Genomic DNA, 14984 nt, shown 5'->3' on the forward strand with positions numbered 1-14984 from the left:
CGCCGCGCCTGGCAGGTCCTGTGCGCGTCGAGCCTCAGCGTCGTCCTCGTCTTCATCTCCTCCAGCGCCCTGCTCGTCGCGCTCCCCGACGTCAGCGCGGACCTCGACGCGAGCGCCCTGCAGTCCAGCTGGGTCCTGCTGAGCTACATGCTCACGACGACGACGCTCATCCTCGTGTTCGGCCGGATCGCGGACCTCGTCGGTCGGCGGCGCCTGTACCTCGCCGGGATCCTCGTGTTCCTCGTCGCGTCGCTCGCGTGCGGCTTCGCCCCCGACGCCGCCGTCCTCATCGGCGCGCGGCTCGTGCAGGGCGTCGGCGCTGCCGCGATCGTCACGAACACGACGGCGCTGCTCACCGACGTGTTCCCGGAGTCGATCCTGTCGCTCGGCCTCGGGGTCAACGCGACGGTGGCCGCCGTCGGCCAGGTCGTCGGTCCGATCGTCGGCGGGCTCGTCGCCGAGTCCCTCGGGTGGCGGTGGATCTTCCTCGCGGGGGTGCCCGTCTCCCTCGCAGGGCTCCTCTGGTCGATCCGACTCGTCCCCCGCGTCGCACGCCCGAGGACCGGCGAGCGGCTCGACGTGCCCGGCGCAGTGCTGTCCGTCGCCGCGGTCGGGTTGCTCGTCGCCGCCGTGTCGACCGGCGGTTCGTCGGGCTGGAGCAGTCCCCCGGCCGTCGCGTCCGGCGTCGGAGCGGTCGTCCTCGGGTGGGTGTTCGTCCGGACGCAGCGCCGCGTCGCACATCCCCTGGTCGACCCGTCGATCTTCCGCGACCGTGCGACGATCACCCTGTTCTCCGCCGCGGGCCTCTGCGCACTGTCCAGCTACGCCCTCGTCCTCCTCGCGTCCCTGACCTTCCAGGCCGTCTCCGGCAAGGACGCCGTCGAGGCCGCGCTCTGGGTGCTCCCGACCCCGATCGGCACGACCGTCGCCGCGGCGAGCGCCGGTGTCCTCGCCCGCCGGGTGCCCGCACGGACACTGTCGACCATCGGCATGCTGCTCATCGCCGTCGGCGCGGCGGTGCTCGCCGTGTCCCTCGCCGACGACGGGGCCTACGGGTGGACCGCGGTCGGCCTCGGCGCGGTCGGGGTCGGGACGGGCGTGTTCATGACGCCGAGCACCTCCGCGCTCATGGTGCGGGTGCCGGTGCACCGTCGCGGGATCGCCAACGCGATCCGCTCGGCGCTGCAGAACGCCGGATTCCTGTTCTCGACGGCGCTCGGCCTGGCCATCGCAACGAGCGGGCTCTCCGCGGCGCAGCAGTCCGCGGCGTACGACGGCAGCCTGCTCGCCCTCTCGACGGCGGAGGTCCAGGCGTTCGTCGACGGGGTCCGCTCGGCCGCGCTGACGTTCGCCGGCTGCGCGGCCCTCGGTGCGCTCATCGTCGCGTTCGGACCGTTCGGTCCACCCGACCGGGAGGCACCGGTCCGGCCCGACACGTCGGGTCCGGTCCCCGAGGCGGGAGCCTCCGGATGACCTCCTGTGCGGGCCGCTCCGCGACCACGCGGCGGACCGACGGCCGCCACGACGGGACCGAGCCGGGCCTCCAGACCGACACCACCGGACCACACGACGGGAGCACGACCGCATGACCGACGACCACGAGGACTACGCAGCGGCCGGGTACACCGGCACGCTGGAGCCGGGACGGCGGGCGGCGCTCGTCGTCGTCGACCCGGTGACCGCCTACATCGACCGGACGTGCGGGCTGTACGCCGGGGTGGAGGAGCCCGTGGACCGGATGCGGGAGCTCACCGCCGAGGCGCGGGCAGCCGGGGTGCACGTCGCCGTCACCACGATGGCGCTGTCCGCCGACGGCTCGAACGCGGGCGTGTTCTTCCGCAAGGTGCCCGCGCTCGCGGCGTACCTGCCGGGGGCGCCGACGGGGGCGTTCATCGAGGGCCTCGCGCCGGAGCCCGGGGACACGCTCGTGCAGAAGCAGTACCCGAGCGCGTTCTTCGGGACCTCGCTGGCGGCGGAACTCGTCGCACGCGGCGTCGACACGCTCTTCATCGCCGGGCTGTCGACGAGCGGCTGCGTCCGTGCCACCGCCACCGACGCCATGCAGCACGGGTTCGTGCCGATCGTCGTCCGCGAGGCCGTCGGCGACCGGCTGCCGAGCGTCCACGAGGCGAACCTCTTCGACATCGCCGCGAAGATCGGCGAAGTGTGGCCGATGGACCGCGTGCTCGCGCACTGGAGCGTCTCGTGAGCGCCGTCGCCACCGGCCCCGCCGTGCTCCGGGGCCGGCCCCGCGACGCGGGGGTCGACGAGGCCGTGCACGCCGCGTGCGTGGCGATCCTCGCGACCGGTGGTCCCGGTGCCTTCACGATCCGCGCGGTCGCAGCCGCCGCCGGGGTCGGTGCCGCCACGATCTACCGGCGGTGGTCCGGCCGGGACGTCCTGCTCACCGAGACGGTCATCCGGCTCATGGAGGAGTCGATCCCGACCGAGCTCGACGCCGCGATCGAGGACGGGGTGCTCGCCCTCACGCGCGGCTGGGTGCACGCGCTCGTCGCGACGCCGGTGGGTCGGGCCCTGCCGATCATCGTCGAGCTCGCCGCCCACCAACCCCGCGTGGCCGAGGCCGTCGCCGCATGGCACCTCGACCGACGGGTCCGCGTGAACGCGATGCTGCAGCGGGCGATGGACGCCGGTGACCTGCGACCGGACGTCGACCTCGGCATCGCGGTCGACCTGCTCGGCGGTCCGACGTTCTACCGGCGGGTGTTCGTGTCGCTCGACATCCAGGCGCCGGACTACGCGGTGCGGCTCGCGCGGGAGTTCCTGCGGTGGGCCGGGTGGACCGGGGACCTCGCACGAGTGGGGGCGGCCTCGTGACCGACAGCCTGGAGGTGGCCTCGTGACCGACACCGTGCCCGAGCCCGGACTCGACGAGCCCGTGGACCGCCGTCCCACTCCGCCCTGGACCGACATGGGCGTCGGGGACGTCCGACCGGGGCACTGGATCGGCTTCAACCGCCGGTCCGACGCCGCACGTCAGGTGTCGGACCTCATCCGCGCCGACATCGTCGCCGGACGCTTCGCGGGGCCGCTCCCCTACGAGTGGGAGCTGCTCGACCTGTACGGCACGACGCGGAACGTCCTCCGTGCAGCCCTCACCCTGCTGAAGGAGCAGCGGCTCATCACCCGTGCTCCCCGGTCCGGGACCTTCGGCGTCCGCCCGGTCGCGTCCGTGAGCCTCGCACGCACGACCGAGGAGGTCACGATCTACGGCGAGACCGCTGGCGGGAGCATCTTCGACTCGCCCCGGTTGAGCATCGTGCACCTCTGCGTCCAGCTCGTCCCCGCGCCGGAGACCGTCCGGCGGAACCTCGAGATGACCGGCACGTCGGCGTACTTCGTCGAGAGCCTCATCTCGTTCGACGGGGAGCCGAGCCGGGTCCGGACGAGCTGGGTGCCGCAGGAGCGCTTCCCGGGCCTCGTGTCCGAGCCGCTCACCGCGTACGTGCCCGACGTCCTGGTGCGCCGGAGCGGCGAGCGGCCGGTCGCACGCCGGCTGCTGCTCAGCACGGTGAACGCCGACCAGTGGACGGCCGACCTGCTCGACATCGACCCCGGGCAGGCGATCTTCCACATCGAGCGGCTGATGTGCCTGGCCGACGGGACCCCGGTGGAGTACGGGTTCTCGCGGTACCGGGGGGACCGGGCGGTCATCGACTCGCGGGTGGTGTGAGGGCGCGCCCCACGGCTGGTGCCACAGTGGCCGGACGGGAGGCCGGACCACCCGAGCGGGTCTGCTCACGTGGCCCGGGCCTCCACCCCGAGGTGTACGCAGGTAGAGCCCTCCCCGTCCGGCAGACTCGACCCGTGGTCCGGCCTCGTGGCCATCGCACTGGCAGAGGCCGGACTGATCGGACGCGCCGTCGTCATCGCGATCCGCAGGGACGGGATCGGACGGGCGAAGGCAGAACGAGGGAGCAGTGCTCCGTGGTTCTGGTCCGGAGTCGAAGTGCTCACCGTCACGGGTCTCCTGCTGATCCTGTGGACCAGCGCGCTCGACCGCTGAGGGGCCGAGGGGGGGTGCCGCGCTGACCTGCCCGCGTGCAGCGCCTTCGGTCAGGTCACCGATGCTCGATCAGATGATCGTGACGCTGTGTGCCCGGAAGAAGTACCCGTCCTGTCCGGCCGGGTAGGGCTCGACCTCGAACCGTACGGTCTGTCCGGGCCGCAGTGAGAGGAAGCCGGGCCCGGTGAGCTCGGAGAAGTGCACGAAGACATCGGACTCGAGCGCCTCTGAACGGAGGGCGCCCCAGCCCTCGTCCTCGCTCCACCAGACACACACGCCATCGACGATCTGCACGATCGCACTGTACTGCGTGTAGACGTCCCACTCGCGGCGCGCTCGAGCCCTGCCACCCAGACCGGCGACCGCGCTCGGCAACGAGGACTTGGATGCCAGCATGCTGTTCGGACTTGCGCCTCGCGCGTTCAGCCTTGCACTCGGCGTGGGAGCGTTGGTCGCGGGCGTGATCATGGCGCTCCTCGGCCTCGTCGTGGGTCCCGACTCCGTCGGCCTCGTCGCAGCCGGGTTCGTCATCGCAGCGATGGGATTGCTGGCCGCCGCCGTCGGTGCGATCGGCTTCGCACTGCACGGGTCCGTTCGATCCGAGCGTGGTGCCACGAAGCGGCAGCCCGACCGAACGCCTGCGACAGCAGAAGCACGCGCGGACAGCGATCACACGGGATGAACCCGCGACCGGATCACCCGAGAAGCGGACGTCGGCGAACGGCGCCGTGCTCCTCCTCAAAACGTGGAGGCGGTCGCATGCTCGCAGCTGCTCGCGGTCCCGGGGGGGGCGGGCGGTGATCGACTCGCGGGTGGCGTGAGGGCGGGACGCGCGGCTGCCGCCACGGTGGTCGCTCGGGAGGCCCGGCCCACGTGAGCGGGTCTGCTCACGTGGCCCGGGCCTCCCTTCCGACGCCGAGGTGAGCCCGGCGGGAACGGCCGAGCGCTACGGTCCTCGGTGCTCCCCACCGCTCACGCTCGATCGAGCGCTGCTGCGTGCGAGCAGCGTCGACATGGCTCAGCCGTGCGATCCCCATCCGGCCCACGCCTCGCATGCACGCATCTGCTGGAAGGTTCCACGGTAGGCGATCCCCTTGCAGGTGTTGACGTTCGGGTACCAGCCGGTGCATTCAGCGCCCTTCTCGTAGGCGCATTCCTTCGCCGAAGCCGGAGAAGCCCCCACCATCACCCCGCCAGCGATGAGCGCAAGACCAGCGAGCACTGCTGCGATCTTCTTCTTCATTGAACGTCTCTTTCCTGTGATTCGAACAGCATGCAACGTCCGCCCCCAGCACAATGCGCCCTGCAGCATCGTGAATTCCTGACGAAGAGCCCCCAGCGGCACGCCCCGCCCATTGCTCACCGCGTGCGGGAGCCGGGTCGAGAAGCGAACGTGACGGCGAGTATTGCATCGTGCAACAGCACCTCGGGTCATCCTTCAGGATGAACACGTCCGTCGACCGGCCATCACCGCGTCTCGAGGAACAGCGGGCGCGGATCGTGTCGACGCGAGTGCTGGTCGCAGAGTCGAACGTCCATGATGTCTACAATGGTGGCCGAACGGCACTGAACAACAGGGGGAAATGCAATGAGCAATGTCAAGCGAGCATTGGCAGGTATGGGGCTGGTCGTGGCACTGGCGGGGGTGGGAATCGTCTTGCCTGCGGCCGCGGCTCCGGCCCACGCAGGTCCGCTCGTGTGTCACTCGTGGACCGAGACCTACACCAAGAAGGGCTGCGACAAGAAGACGCAGATCTGCACGGCGTACATCTACCACAGGATCTGTGACTAGGACCGCGGCAGGGGTCGTGCGATCGCACCGGTCGTGCGTCCCCTGGCCTCGGGGCCGGTGATCAGGCGGTCCAGGACCAGCCCCGAGCGACGGGACCGCCGTCTCAGCATCACCAACGACTGCTCCTGAGCAGGAGTCGCGGGCGCACCGTGGCCACCGAGGGCGTGCCACGCGACGTACTGCCGCTCAGACCTCCCCGAGCACCTTCCGCCAGGCGGCCGTCAGCGTGGCGTACTCGTCGTCCGAGACGAGGTCGCGCACGCCGGTCGCGAGCACTGCGGACCGGACGGCCTCCTCCGCCCCGGCGCGGTCGCGCAGATGCGCGTCCGAGTGCCGAACGGCGCGTCCGGCCTCCTGTGCCGCCTCGATCTCCTCGACGCGTCCCGCTGCGCCGGCGGCGTCGAGCGCGTGCTGCCAGGCGGCGAGGAGGTCGGCGTTCGTGACCATCCGCCCGTCCGCGCCGCCCTGGATCGCGAGCGATGCGCTCGGTTCCGGCACGAGGATGCCCTCGTCGGCCTTCCAGGTGACGTCGAGTGATTCGGCCTCTTCGGCAGTGATCCGACCGGCGCGCTCGATCATCGCCTGCAGTGCACCGTTGCTCGTCGTGTCCGACACTGTGTCCTCTCCGACCGACGCGCTCGCGTGGTCCAGACCATCCTCTCGGCCACCCAGCGCCTCGCGCACAGCGCACACACATGGGGCCTCGTCACAGCATGCCGAACGCCGCCTGCACCCCGAGGCTCGTGCCCGCCACGAGCGCCCACAGCACGATGCCGAGCAGCATCGGCCGGAACCCTGCCCGGCGCAGCGCCCCGAAGTCCGTCGACACCCCGATCGCGCCGAGCGCCACCGTGATGAGGAACGTCGCCACGGTCGCGAACCCGGGTGCCGCAGCCGCGGGCAACACCCCGACGGTCCGGAGCAGCACGACCACGAGGAACCCGATCAGGAACCACGGCACCAGCCGGAACACGCGGACGCCCCCGGCGCGACCGGCACCGTCGACGGACGCGGCCTGTGCGCGGGCGGTGCGCCGTGCCTCCAGGCCGGCCAGTCCGACCACGATCGGGATGATCATGAGGGTGCGGACGAGCTTGACGACGACCGCCGTGTCGGTCGCCTGGCGACCGTAGACGGTCGCCGTCGCGACCACCGACGACGTGTCGTTGACCGCGGTCCCGGCGAAGACGCCGAAGGCGTGCTGCGACAGGCCGAGCGCGTGACCGAGCAGTGGGAAGAGGAAGACGGCCGCGATGTTGCAGAGGAAGATCGTCGACATCGCGTAGGCGACGTCCGCTCCGACGGCGCCGACGACGGGCGTGACGGCGGCGATCGCGGAGGCGCCGCAGATCCCGGTCCCGACACCGATCAGCGTGCGGAGCGTCGACGACACCCGGAGGGCGCGTCCGATGAGCCACGCCCCGACCAGGCACACGACGAGGGTGGTGAGCATCACCGGGAGGGTCTCGGCGCCGATGCGCAGCACCGCGCCGATCGAGAGCTGCGCGCCGAGCAGGACGACGGCCGCCTGCAGCACCCGGCTCGACGCGAACTTCATCCCGGGTGCGAGCAGGCTGAGGCCGCCGTCGGTCCGTCGACGGACCAGCCAGCCGAGCAGTGCCCCGAGGACGACGGCGGGCACCGGGCCACCGACGACGGGCACCAGGGTCCCGACGGCGGTCGCGACGATGCCGACCGCCACGGCGACGGCGACGCCTGGCAGGGCAGGACGGACGGCGGAGGAGGTCAGGGGCACCGTCCCAGCATGGCCACCCGCGCCCCGGTGTGTTACCGGGTGCGCGTCGCGGCGGTGCCGACCCCGAGACTCGGCCGGCGCGACATTGCTCGCGATCGGGAGCGCGAGCGGTGTCGCTGGGCACGAGACTCGGCCTGAGCGACATTGCTCGCGATCGGGAGCGCGAGCACCGTCGCTGGGTACGAGACTCGGGCGGCGCGGACCGAGACTCGGCCGCAGCGACACTGCTCGTGGTCGAGAGCGCGAGGAGTGTCGCGCACGGCGAGACTCGGGCGGCCGCGGCACCCGCCATCGTCCGCCCGGCGCGGAAGCACGCAGGTCGTTTCCGACCCGTGACCGGATCGGCGCCCTCGACGTATCCTTGACCTCCGGAAGCAACGGCGGTTCCGTGTCCCCGCCCTGCCCCACGAGCACGAAGAGCCCACCGTGTCCGAACACCTCATCGAGTACGTTGCCCGCGACCGCACGGGCATCACCGCCGTCGTCACGACCACGAGCGTCATCGACGTCGACACCGTGATCCGCAACATCAGTGCCGGTCACTCCGGGTACTACGTCGCCCGCAACTGGAAACGCACGCCTGTCCGGAGTCTCACCTCGTTCGGTGGCGCGTACCTCTTCGCGAACTGGGACGGCTCGAAGCGGAACATGCTGCACGACCTGGCGTTCCCGAACCAGACGCGCACGCTGCCGCTCGCGCCGCGTCGCCCGTCGCGCTTCCGCGAGGCCCTCGCCGCGGTCTTCGGTCGGCGCTAGCGGACCTCGTCCGCCGGGGCGGGCTCACTCCGGGCGAGCACCCGCAGCGCCCCGTGGTACTGCCACAACGAGGCCACGAGCGCCACGGCGAACATCACGGCCGCGAGCAGGAACAGCCATCGCCACGCATCACCGTCTGAGCGCTGGGCGCTGGGCGAGAGCAGATGCCTTCAGCACGAGCATGCCGGTCACCGTGAGCACCGAGGTCCGCATCAGGGTCACGACCCGCTTCGCGGTGCTCCGGACGAGGCCGTCGGTCCCGCTGGGCGGCTCGACCCGGCCGACGGCCGCCGCGCCGATCCGGCGTCGAGTCCTCCGATCCAAGCGACGGCTCTCGGGTAGGACCGAGGCGCCGAGACGGCCCCGAGCCATCGTTGTCAGGCCCACGGCGATCGCGACGGAGGCACAGCCGAGTCCGACCAGGAGGAACACGAACCGCACGGTGTCGAACGGCTCGTCCTCCGGCGCCAGCCGCAGCACGATCCCCAGCACGATCGCGACCCCCGCCACGACGACGCTCCCGACCTCGGCCCACCGCGGCAACGGCCACTCCCCCGCATCCATGGCCACCAGTCAACACGCGCGGACTGCGCGCAGCACGACGGGAGGCCCGGAGCACGTGAGCAGACCTGCTCACGTGACCCGGGCCTCCAGGCCGACCGTGGACGTCGTCAGACGTCGCGCGTGCGCGCCGCCGTCAAGGCGACCGCACCGACGACGACCACCTCGGCGGCGAGGACGCCGAAGCCGCCCCAGCCGTTCAGGTGCAGGCCGTCGCCCTGCTGACCACCGTCGTCGAAGGCGTAGAGCTGCGCGCCTGCGGAGGACGGCAGGAACTGCGAGGCATCCATGATCCACTGCTGGTTCGTCAGGGCGGCGAAGACCTGCACGATGGTGGGCAGGACGAGCAGGATGCCGAGCGCGATGGCGATCCCGCCGGCACTCGAACGGACCAGGAGCCCGATGCCGAACGCCAGCAGCGCGACCAGGGTCACGTAGACCGAGGACCCGAGGATCGGCATGAAGACCGACGGGTCGGCGAGGTCAGGGTGGATGTCACGACCGGACTGCAGCGACGCCGCGATCGCGACCCCGACCCACGTCGAGACGGCGCTCACCACGAAGGTCGTGACGGCGAGGACCGCGGCCTTCGCGAGTACGACGCCGGTGCGTCCGGGCGCAGCGGTGAACGAGGACCGGATCTGCCCGGTGCCGTACTCCCCCGTGATGATGAGCACGCCGAGCACCGCGACCACGAGCGCGGTGAGCGAGACGCTGACCGTGCCGATCTGCACGATGAGCGCGTTCGCCGCGGCGACCGGGGCACCTCGCGGGACACCGGTGTCGATGCTGCCGAGCAGGAAGGCCATCGCGAGGGTCAGCAGGACGACGATGGCGTAGCACCACACGGTCGACCGGATGCTGCGGAGCTTGATCCACTCGCTCCGGACGAGCCGCGGGAACGTGACGTTCGTGGAGCGGGGCATGGTCACGGCGCTCATCGGGCGCCCTCCGATCGGTACTCGACGTCGTCGCGGGTGAGGGCCATGTACGCCTCCTCCAGGCTGGCGCCCATCGGGGTAAGCTCGTGGACCGGTGCCCCGACCTGCGCGGCGACGTCGCCGATGCGCCGGGCGTCGGGGCCGACGACGACGAAGGCGCCGTCCTCGCGCGGGGTGACGGCGGACGCCTCCGAGCCGATCGCTCCGAAGAGCTGGTCGGGTGCGGGGGTGCGGACGAGCACGCGGTTGGCGCCGCCCGACTCGCCGCCGGCCACGAACTCTGCGATGGGGGCGTCGGCGAGGACCCGGCCGCGGCCGAGCACGACGACCCGGTCGGCGGTCTGTGCCATCTCACTCATGAGGTGGCTTGAGAGGAACACCGTGCGGCCGTCGGCGGCCATGCGGCGGGCGAGCTGCCGGACCCAGACGACACCGTCCGGGTCGAGGCCGTTGACCGGCTCGTCGAGGATCAGGGTCTTCGGGTCGCCGAGGAGCGCTGCCGCGATCCCGAGACGCTGCCCCATGCCGAGCGAGAACCCGCCGACGCGCTTCTTGGCCACGGCGTCGAGTCCGGTCATGTCGATGACCTCGTGCACCCGCGCCTTCGGGATCCCGTGCGTCGCGGCGAGCGCGAGCAGGTGGTTGTACGCGCTGCGCCCGGAGTGGACCGCCTTCGCCTCGAGCAGCGCCCCGACCTGCCGCAGCGGGTCGGGGAAGCTCCGGTAGGGCGCCCCGTTGACGATCGCCCTCCCCGCAGTGGGGCGGTCGAGCCCCATGATCATGCGCATCGTCGTGGACTTGCCCGCGCCGTTCGGCCCGAGGAAGCCGGTGACGCTCCCGGGTCGGACGACGAACGAGACGTCGTTCACGGCGATCTTCTGGCCGTAGTGCTTGGTGAGGTGCTCGACTTCGATCACGCAGCCAACGCTAGGGGGACCCCCAGCCGGCCCGCGTCCCCCGTGCGACGGAGATGTGCTGACCCCCGAACTGGTGTCGCCACAGTGCGCACTCAGCGAACACACACGCCGCACAACGGGCACGCTGGGTCTGAACAGCACCGATCGCGTCCGTCGGAGCAGGGTTCGACGGTCGACGCGGTGTTCACACGGGCACCTCCAAACCGGCGGACCGTCCGCTCCGAAGACCCTGTGCGACGGGAACAGTTCCGCGGCGAACACGCCGCGGGCCCATCGAGTTCGAACCCACCGTTCGGAAGGACCGCACCATGACCGCACACACCTCTCCTGCACGTACCGGCTTCGCCGCGACGCTGACCCAGAAGGTGGCGCTGCTCTTCGGCGTCGTCTTCCTGCTCGTCGGCATCGCCGGCTTCATCCCGGGCCTCACGATGGACATGGGCTCCATGTCGATGGCCGGTCACGGCTCGATGGCGCTCCTCGTCGGCGTCTTCCAGGTGTCCGTCCTGCACAACATCGTGCACCTGCTCTTCGGCGTCGTCGGCCTCATCGCCGCTCGCTCGCACGTCGGCTCGCGCAACTACCTCGTCTTCGGCGGCATCGTCTACTTCGTCGTCTTCATCTACGGCCTGTTCACCGCCGGCATGGCGACGGGTGCGAACTTCGTGCCGCTCAACACCGCGGACAACGTGCTGCACTTCATCCTCGCGGTCGCGATGGTCGTCCTCGGCCTGGTCGTCCCGCGCATCGGCGCGCGCACCGCGCGCTGACGTCGTCCCGGCGGGTCGGGAGACCGACCCGCCGCGTGCGGTCACCCGGATCAGGGGTGACCACTGACGGTCTGGAGGCCCGGTACCAGCTGGTACCGGGCCTCCAGGCCGTCTCGGCGTGCGTGGGCCGCGGGGCGGACACGCCCGCCCCGGCTCCCCTCGCCCACGTGGTCGCGGTGTCGCGCGAGGACCGGGCCGCGGTGCCGCGGCGGGGACCACGGGCCCGCGTGCGTGCTCAGTCGTCGCGTCGCGAGCGCGTCCGGCGGAACCGCTTGCCGGTCTCCTCGTCGACGGCGACGCTGCCGGTCGGCAGGTTCGACAGGTCGGGCGCGATCACCGTCGCCTCGCGGCCGGAGTCCGGCAGACCCATCGTCTCGATGCCGCCCGGGGTGTCGAGGACGAGGACGGGCGTCCGGGCGGTGAGCGTGCGACCGGCGAAGAAGTCGGGCGAACGGACCCACCAGACGACCATGAGCACGACACCGATGAGGATCGCGCCGACACCGACGACCGCCACGGCGCCGATCCCGAGGATCGTGACGTCGTGTCCGGCGTCGTCCTGCAGCCAGTCGGGCTGGGCGAACTGCACGAGCCCGTAGACGAACGTGACGGCGAGCGAGACCCCGCCGAGCAGCGGGACGAGACCGCGCATGAGCGCGTTCCGGACGCTCGAGGTCAGCGTGCGCCGGTACGCCCAGACGCACGCGAACCCGGTGAGGCCGTAGTAGAAGGCGATCATCAGCCCGACCGACCCGATGAGCGCGGTGAGCAGGTTCGTCGAGATGACGGTGAACAGCACGTAGAAGCCGATCGACGCGATCCCCATGCCGACGGTCGACCAGGTCGGCGTCAGGAAGCGCTTGTGGATGCGGGCGAACTGGGTCGGGATCGCCTTGTACGCCGCCATCGACAGCGCGGTCCGGGCGGTCGGCAGGATGGTGGTCTGCGTGCTCGCGGACGCGGACGTCAGGATCGAGAACGCGAGCAGCGCCATGGCCGCGTGCCCGAGGAACGAGTCCCCGAAGAGCGTCGGGCCGATGGCCGAGAAGACGTCGTCGGCGTTCGTCTGGGAGCCGAGCCCGATGCCCTTCGTCCCGACGCCGGCGAACGCGATCGCCGCGATCGACACGAGCGCGTAGATGACGAGGAGCAGCACGGTGCTGATCACGGCGGCGCGGCCGGGGGTCTTGCCCGGGTCCTTCGTCTCCTCGTTGAGGGACACCGCGGTGTCCCAGCCCCAGTAGATGAAGATCGCGGTGAGCATCGCCGGCGCGATCACCGAGCCGAAGTCCATGCCGCTCGGCCAGAGCCACGACAGCGACGGGGCGATCGACCCGTCGACTCCGTGCCCCGTGCCGACGCGGACGAGGGCGACCGAGGCGAACATGACGAGGACGAGCACCTCGACGCCGAGGAGCACGTACTGCAACCGCGCCGAGACCTCGACCCCGACGTAGCAGATGACGGTCATCACGGCGATCCAGAGCACACCGGCGACGGTCGACCACAGGGTGCTGCTCCCGAGCGCGCTGATCGCCGGGTCGTTCGTCACCGTGCCGACGAACGTGTACCCGTACGAGCCGGCGATCTGCGCGAGGTTCGCCATGACGATGACGTCGGCAGCGATGATCCCCCACCCGCCGAGCCACCCGGTGACGGCACCGAACGCGCGGGTCGCCCACGTGAACGTGGTCCCGCAGTCCGGGTCTTCCGTGTTGAGCTCCTGGTACGCCACGGCGATCATCCACATCGGGATGAACGCCAACAGCATGATCGCGGGCGCCTTGACCCCGGCGAGCAGGGCTCCGCCGCTCGCGACCACGAGGCCGAGACTGGCGGCCAGACTGTACGCCGGCGCCGTGGACGAGATGCCCATCACGACACTGCCGAACAGGCCGAGCGTCCCGGTTCGCAACCCCTTGTCGACCGCGGTCGTGTCCGTGGTCGCCGTCACCACTCCGCCATCACGCATGACCAGCCACCTCTCGGATGTGCCAGGCGACGATTTCCGTCGTCGCGGATCCGCAGCACCGCGGATCCGAGCACTGAAACTAGCGCTTCGCGACGGGATCCGCACTACCCTGTGATGATCGTGATCCGCCGTCGAGAGGAGCACCAGCGTGGACACCTCCTCGTGGGACGTCGTCGTGGTGGGCGCCGGGGTCGCCGGACTCGCGGCAGCACGGCTGTTGCAGGACGCCGGACGCCGGGTCGTGGTGCTCGAAGCACGCGGACGCGTCGGCGGTCGTGTGCACACCGACCGGAGCGAGGGCCGGGTGACGGACCTCGGAGCGTCGTGGATCCACGGCGTCGACGGGAGCGCGGTCGCGGCCGCGGCGGACGCGTTCGGGCTGCCGACGGTGGAGTTCACGGTCGGGGGCTACCAGGTCGACGGTCGGCCGATCGCGTACCACGCTCCCGACGGCCGCCGGATGAGCGACGACGAGGCAGCGCGGTTCGCAGCCGACGTGCACACGGTGGACCGCACCCTCGCGGAGGTCGTCGCGGCGTCCGGCCCGTCGGACTCCTACCGCGACGTCGCCGCACGGGCGGTGGTGGCGCAGGGCTGGGACGCCGACCGGTCCGCACGGGTGCTCGAGCACCTGGAGCACCGGAGTGAGGAGCAGTACGGGGTGGCCGCCGACGAACTCGCCGCGCACGGCCTCGACGACGACACGATCGAGGGCGACGAGGTGGTCTTCCCGCACGGCTACGACGAGCTGCCGGCGCGCTTGGCCGAGGGGCTCGACGTCCGGCTGGGCCACGCCGTGTCCGTCGTGACACGCTCGTCCGGCGCGGTGACCGTGGCCACCGACCACGGGCTCTTCTCCGCCGGCGCAGCAGTCGTGACCGTCCCCGTCGGTGTCCTCCAGGCGGGCGTGATCCGCTTCGAGCCGCCGCTGCCGGACCCGCACCGGCGGGCACTCGGGGCCCTGCGGATGAACGCGTTCGAGAAGGTCGTGCTGCGGTTCCCGCAGCGGTTCTGGGACGACGACGTGTACGCGGTGCGGCAGCTCGGTCCGGAGGGGGCGTGGTGGCACTCCTGGTACGACCTCACCCGGATGGACGGGGAGCCGACGCTGCTCACGTTCGCGGCCGGTCCGGCGGCGCACGCGATCCGGGGCTGGTCGGCCGAGCGGGTCCGGGAGTCGGTGCTCGGGCAGTTGCGACGCCTGTACGGCGACCGGGTCGGCGATCCGACGTCGGTGCTCGTGACGGCGTGGCAGGACGATCCGTGGGCCAGGGGTTCGTACGCGCACATGCTGCCCGGGTCGACGACGGCCGACCACGACGACCTCGCGGAGCCGATCGACGGCGTGCTGCACCTGGCGGGCGAGGCGACGTGGACGGACGACCCGGCGACCGTGGCAGCGGCGATGTACTCGGGGCACCGGGCGGCGGAGCGGGTGCTCGGGCGCGCCGTGCCGGTCGAGCGGCTCTGGGCCTGACGTCCGTGACCGCGG

Annotated in this window: 17 protein-coding genes; 9 read left to right on the plus strand and 8 right to left on the minus strand. The window is 71.6% G+C overall.

Annotation, left to right across the window (positions count from 1 at the left end; genetic code table 11):
- The first annotated feature begins 18 nt into the window (after window positions 1-18).
- From MON03_RS13640 to MON03_RS13660, 5 genes are all read left to right on the plus strand, one after another.
- Window positions 19-1473 carry an MFS transporter gene (locus MON03_RS13640; protein WP_277927292.1) on the plus strand — a complete coding sequence of 485 codons (1455 nt, stop codon included), beginning with the start codon at window positions 19-21 and terminating at the stop codon, window positions 1471-1473.
- Window positions 1474-1585: 112 nt separating this feature from the next.
- Complete coding sequence (locus tag MON03_RS13645) at window positions 1586-2209, plus strand: isochorismatase family protein (protein ID WP_242088961.1); 624 nt, start codon at window positions 1586-1588, stop codon at window positions 2207-2209.
- Window positions 2206-2838, plus strand: a complete 633-nt coding sequence (locus tag MON03_RS13650) for a TetR/AcrR family transcriptional regulator (protein WP_242088963.1) — start codon at window positions 2206-2208, stop codon at window positions 2836-2838. The genes MON03_RS13645 and MON03_RS13650 overlap by 4 nt, the downstream gene beginning before the upstream one ends.
- Window positions 2839-2860: 22 nt before the next feature.
- Window positions 2861-3694, plus strand: coding sequence for a GntR family transcriptional regulator (locus tag MON03_RS13655; protein WP_175327548.1), 834 nt, complete (start codon window positions 2861-2863; stop codon window positions 3692-3694).
- 147 nt (window positions 3695-3841) lie between these two features.
- Window positions 3842-4027, plus strand: a complete 186-nt coding sequence (locus MON03_RS13660) for a hypothetical protein (protein WP_242088965.1) — start codon at window positions 3842-3844, stop codon at window positions 4025-4027.
- 69 nt (window positions 4028-4096) lie between these two features.
- Here MON03_RS13660 and MON03_RS13665 read toward each other — a convergent pair whose 3' ends face one another.
- Window positions 4097-4321 (minus strand): cold-shock protein, encoded by a 225-nt coding sequence (locus MON03_RS13665; RefSeq protein ID WP_031273308.1) that lies wholly within the window; start codon window positions 4319-4321, stop codon window positions 4097-4099.
- A gap of 100 nt (window positions 4322-4421) precedes the next feature.
- Between MON03_RS13665 and MON03_RS13670 the strand changes: the two genes are divergently transcribed.
- Entirely contained in the window at window positions 4422-4709 is a 288-nt protein-coding gene (locus MON03_RS13670) for a hypothetical protein (protein ID WP_188889282.1), read from the plus strand.
- A gap of 336 nt (window positions 4710-5045) precedes the next feature.
- Here MON03_RS13670 and MON03_RS13675 read toward each other — a convergent pair whose 3' ends face one another.
- The 3 genes from MON03_RS13675 to MON03_RS13685 form a co-directional block, all read right to left on the minus strand.
- Window positions 5046-5270 (minus strand): hypothetical protein, encoded by a 225-nt coding sequence (locus MON03_RS13675; RefSeq protein WP_148286133.1) that lies wholly within the window; start codon window positions 5268-5270, stop codon window positions 5046-5048.
- Window positions 5271-6005: 735 nt separating this feature from the next.
- Window positions 6006-6434, minus strand: coding sequence for a hypothetical protein (locus MON03_RS13680; protein WP_022903364.1), 429 nt, complete (start codon window positions 6432-6434; stop codon window positions 6006-6008).
- A gap of 91 nt (window positions 6435-6525) precedes the next feature.
- Window positions 6526-7575 (minus strand): YeiH family protein, encoded by a 1050-nt coding sequence (locus tag MON03_RS13685; protein WP_242088968.1) that lies wholly within the window; start codon window positions 7573-7575, stop codon window positions 6526-6528.
- Window positions 7576-8001: 426 nt separating this feature from the next.
- On the opposite strand from MON03_RS13685, the gene MON03_RS13690 reads away from it, so the two are divergent.
- Complete coding sequence (locus MON03_RS13690; protein ID WP_031273302.1) at window positions 8002-8331, plus strand: hypothetical protein; 330 nt, start codon at window positions 8002-8004, stop codon at window positions 8329-8331.
- Between the two features lie 129 nt (window positions 8332-8460).
- Here MON03_RS13690 and MON03_RS13695 read toward each other — a convergent pair whose 3' ends face one another.
- From MON03_RS13695 to MON03_RS13705, 3 genes are all read right to left on the minus strand, one after another.
- Window positions 8461-8895 (minus strand): hypothetical protein, encoded by a 435-nt coding sequence (locus tag MON03_RS13695; protein ID WP_242088970.1) that lies wholly within the window; start codon window positions 8893-8895, stop codon window positions 8461-8463.
- Window positions 8896-9002: 107 nt separating this feature from the next.
- A complete protein-coding gene (locus MON03_RS13700; protein ID WP_022903361.1) occupies window positions 9003-9833 on the minus strand; it encodes an ABC transporter permease in 831 nt (276 codons plus the stop codon).
- Entirely contained in the window at window positions 9830-10750 is a 921-nt protein-coding gene (locus MON03_RS13705) for an ABC transporter ATP-binding protein (protein ID WP_242088972.1), read from the minus strand. Before MON03_RS13705 ends, MON03_RS13700 begins: the two co-directional genes overlap by 4 nt.
- A 308-nt stretch (window positions 10751-11058) precedes the next feature.
- Here MON03_RS13705 and MON03_RS13710 point away from each other — a divergent pair, with 308 nt between their 5' ends.
- On the plus strand, window positions 11059-11520 hold the full coding sequence (locus MON03_RS13710) for a DUF4383 domain-containing protein (RefSeq protein WP_022903359.1): 462 nt from the start codon (window positions 11059-11061) through the stop codon (window positions 11518-11520).
- Window positions 11521-11755: 235 nt separating this feature from the next.
- On the opposite strand, the gene MON03_RS13715 is transcribed toward MON03_RS13710, so the two are convergent.
- Window positions 11756-13492, minus strand: coding sequence for an APC family permease (locus MON03_RS13715; RefSeq protein WP_175327555.1), 1737 nt, complete (start codon window positions 13490-13492; stop codon window positions 11756-11758).
- Window positions 13493-13640: 148 nt separating this feature from the next.
- Here MON03_RS13715 and MON03_RS13720 point away from each other — a divergent pair, with 148 nt between their 5' ends.
- A complete protein-coding gene (locus tag MON03_RS13720; RefSeq protein WP_242088974.1) occupies window positions 13641-14969 on the plus strand; it encodes a flavin monoamine oxidase family protein in 1329 nt (442 codons plus the stop codon).
- Window positions 14970-14984: the final 15 nt, after the last annotated feature.

It is taken from the genome of Curtobacterium sp. DN_7.5 (genome assembly GCF_022655355.1).
In the GTDB taxonomy this organism is placed as follows: domain Bacteria; phylum Actinomycetota; class Actinomycetes; order Actinomycetales; family Microbacteriaceae; genus Curtobacterium; species Curtobacterium luteum.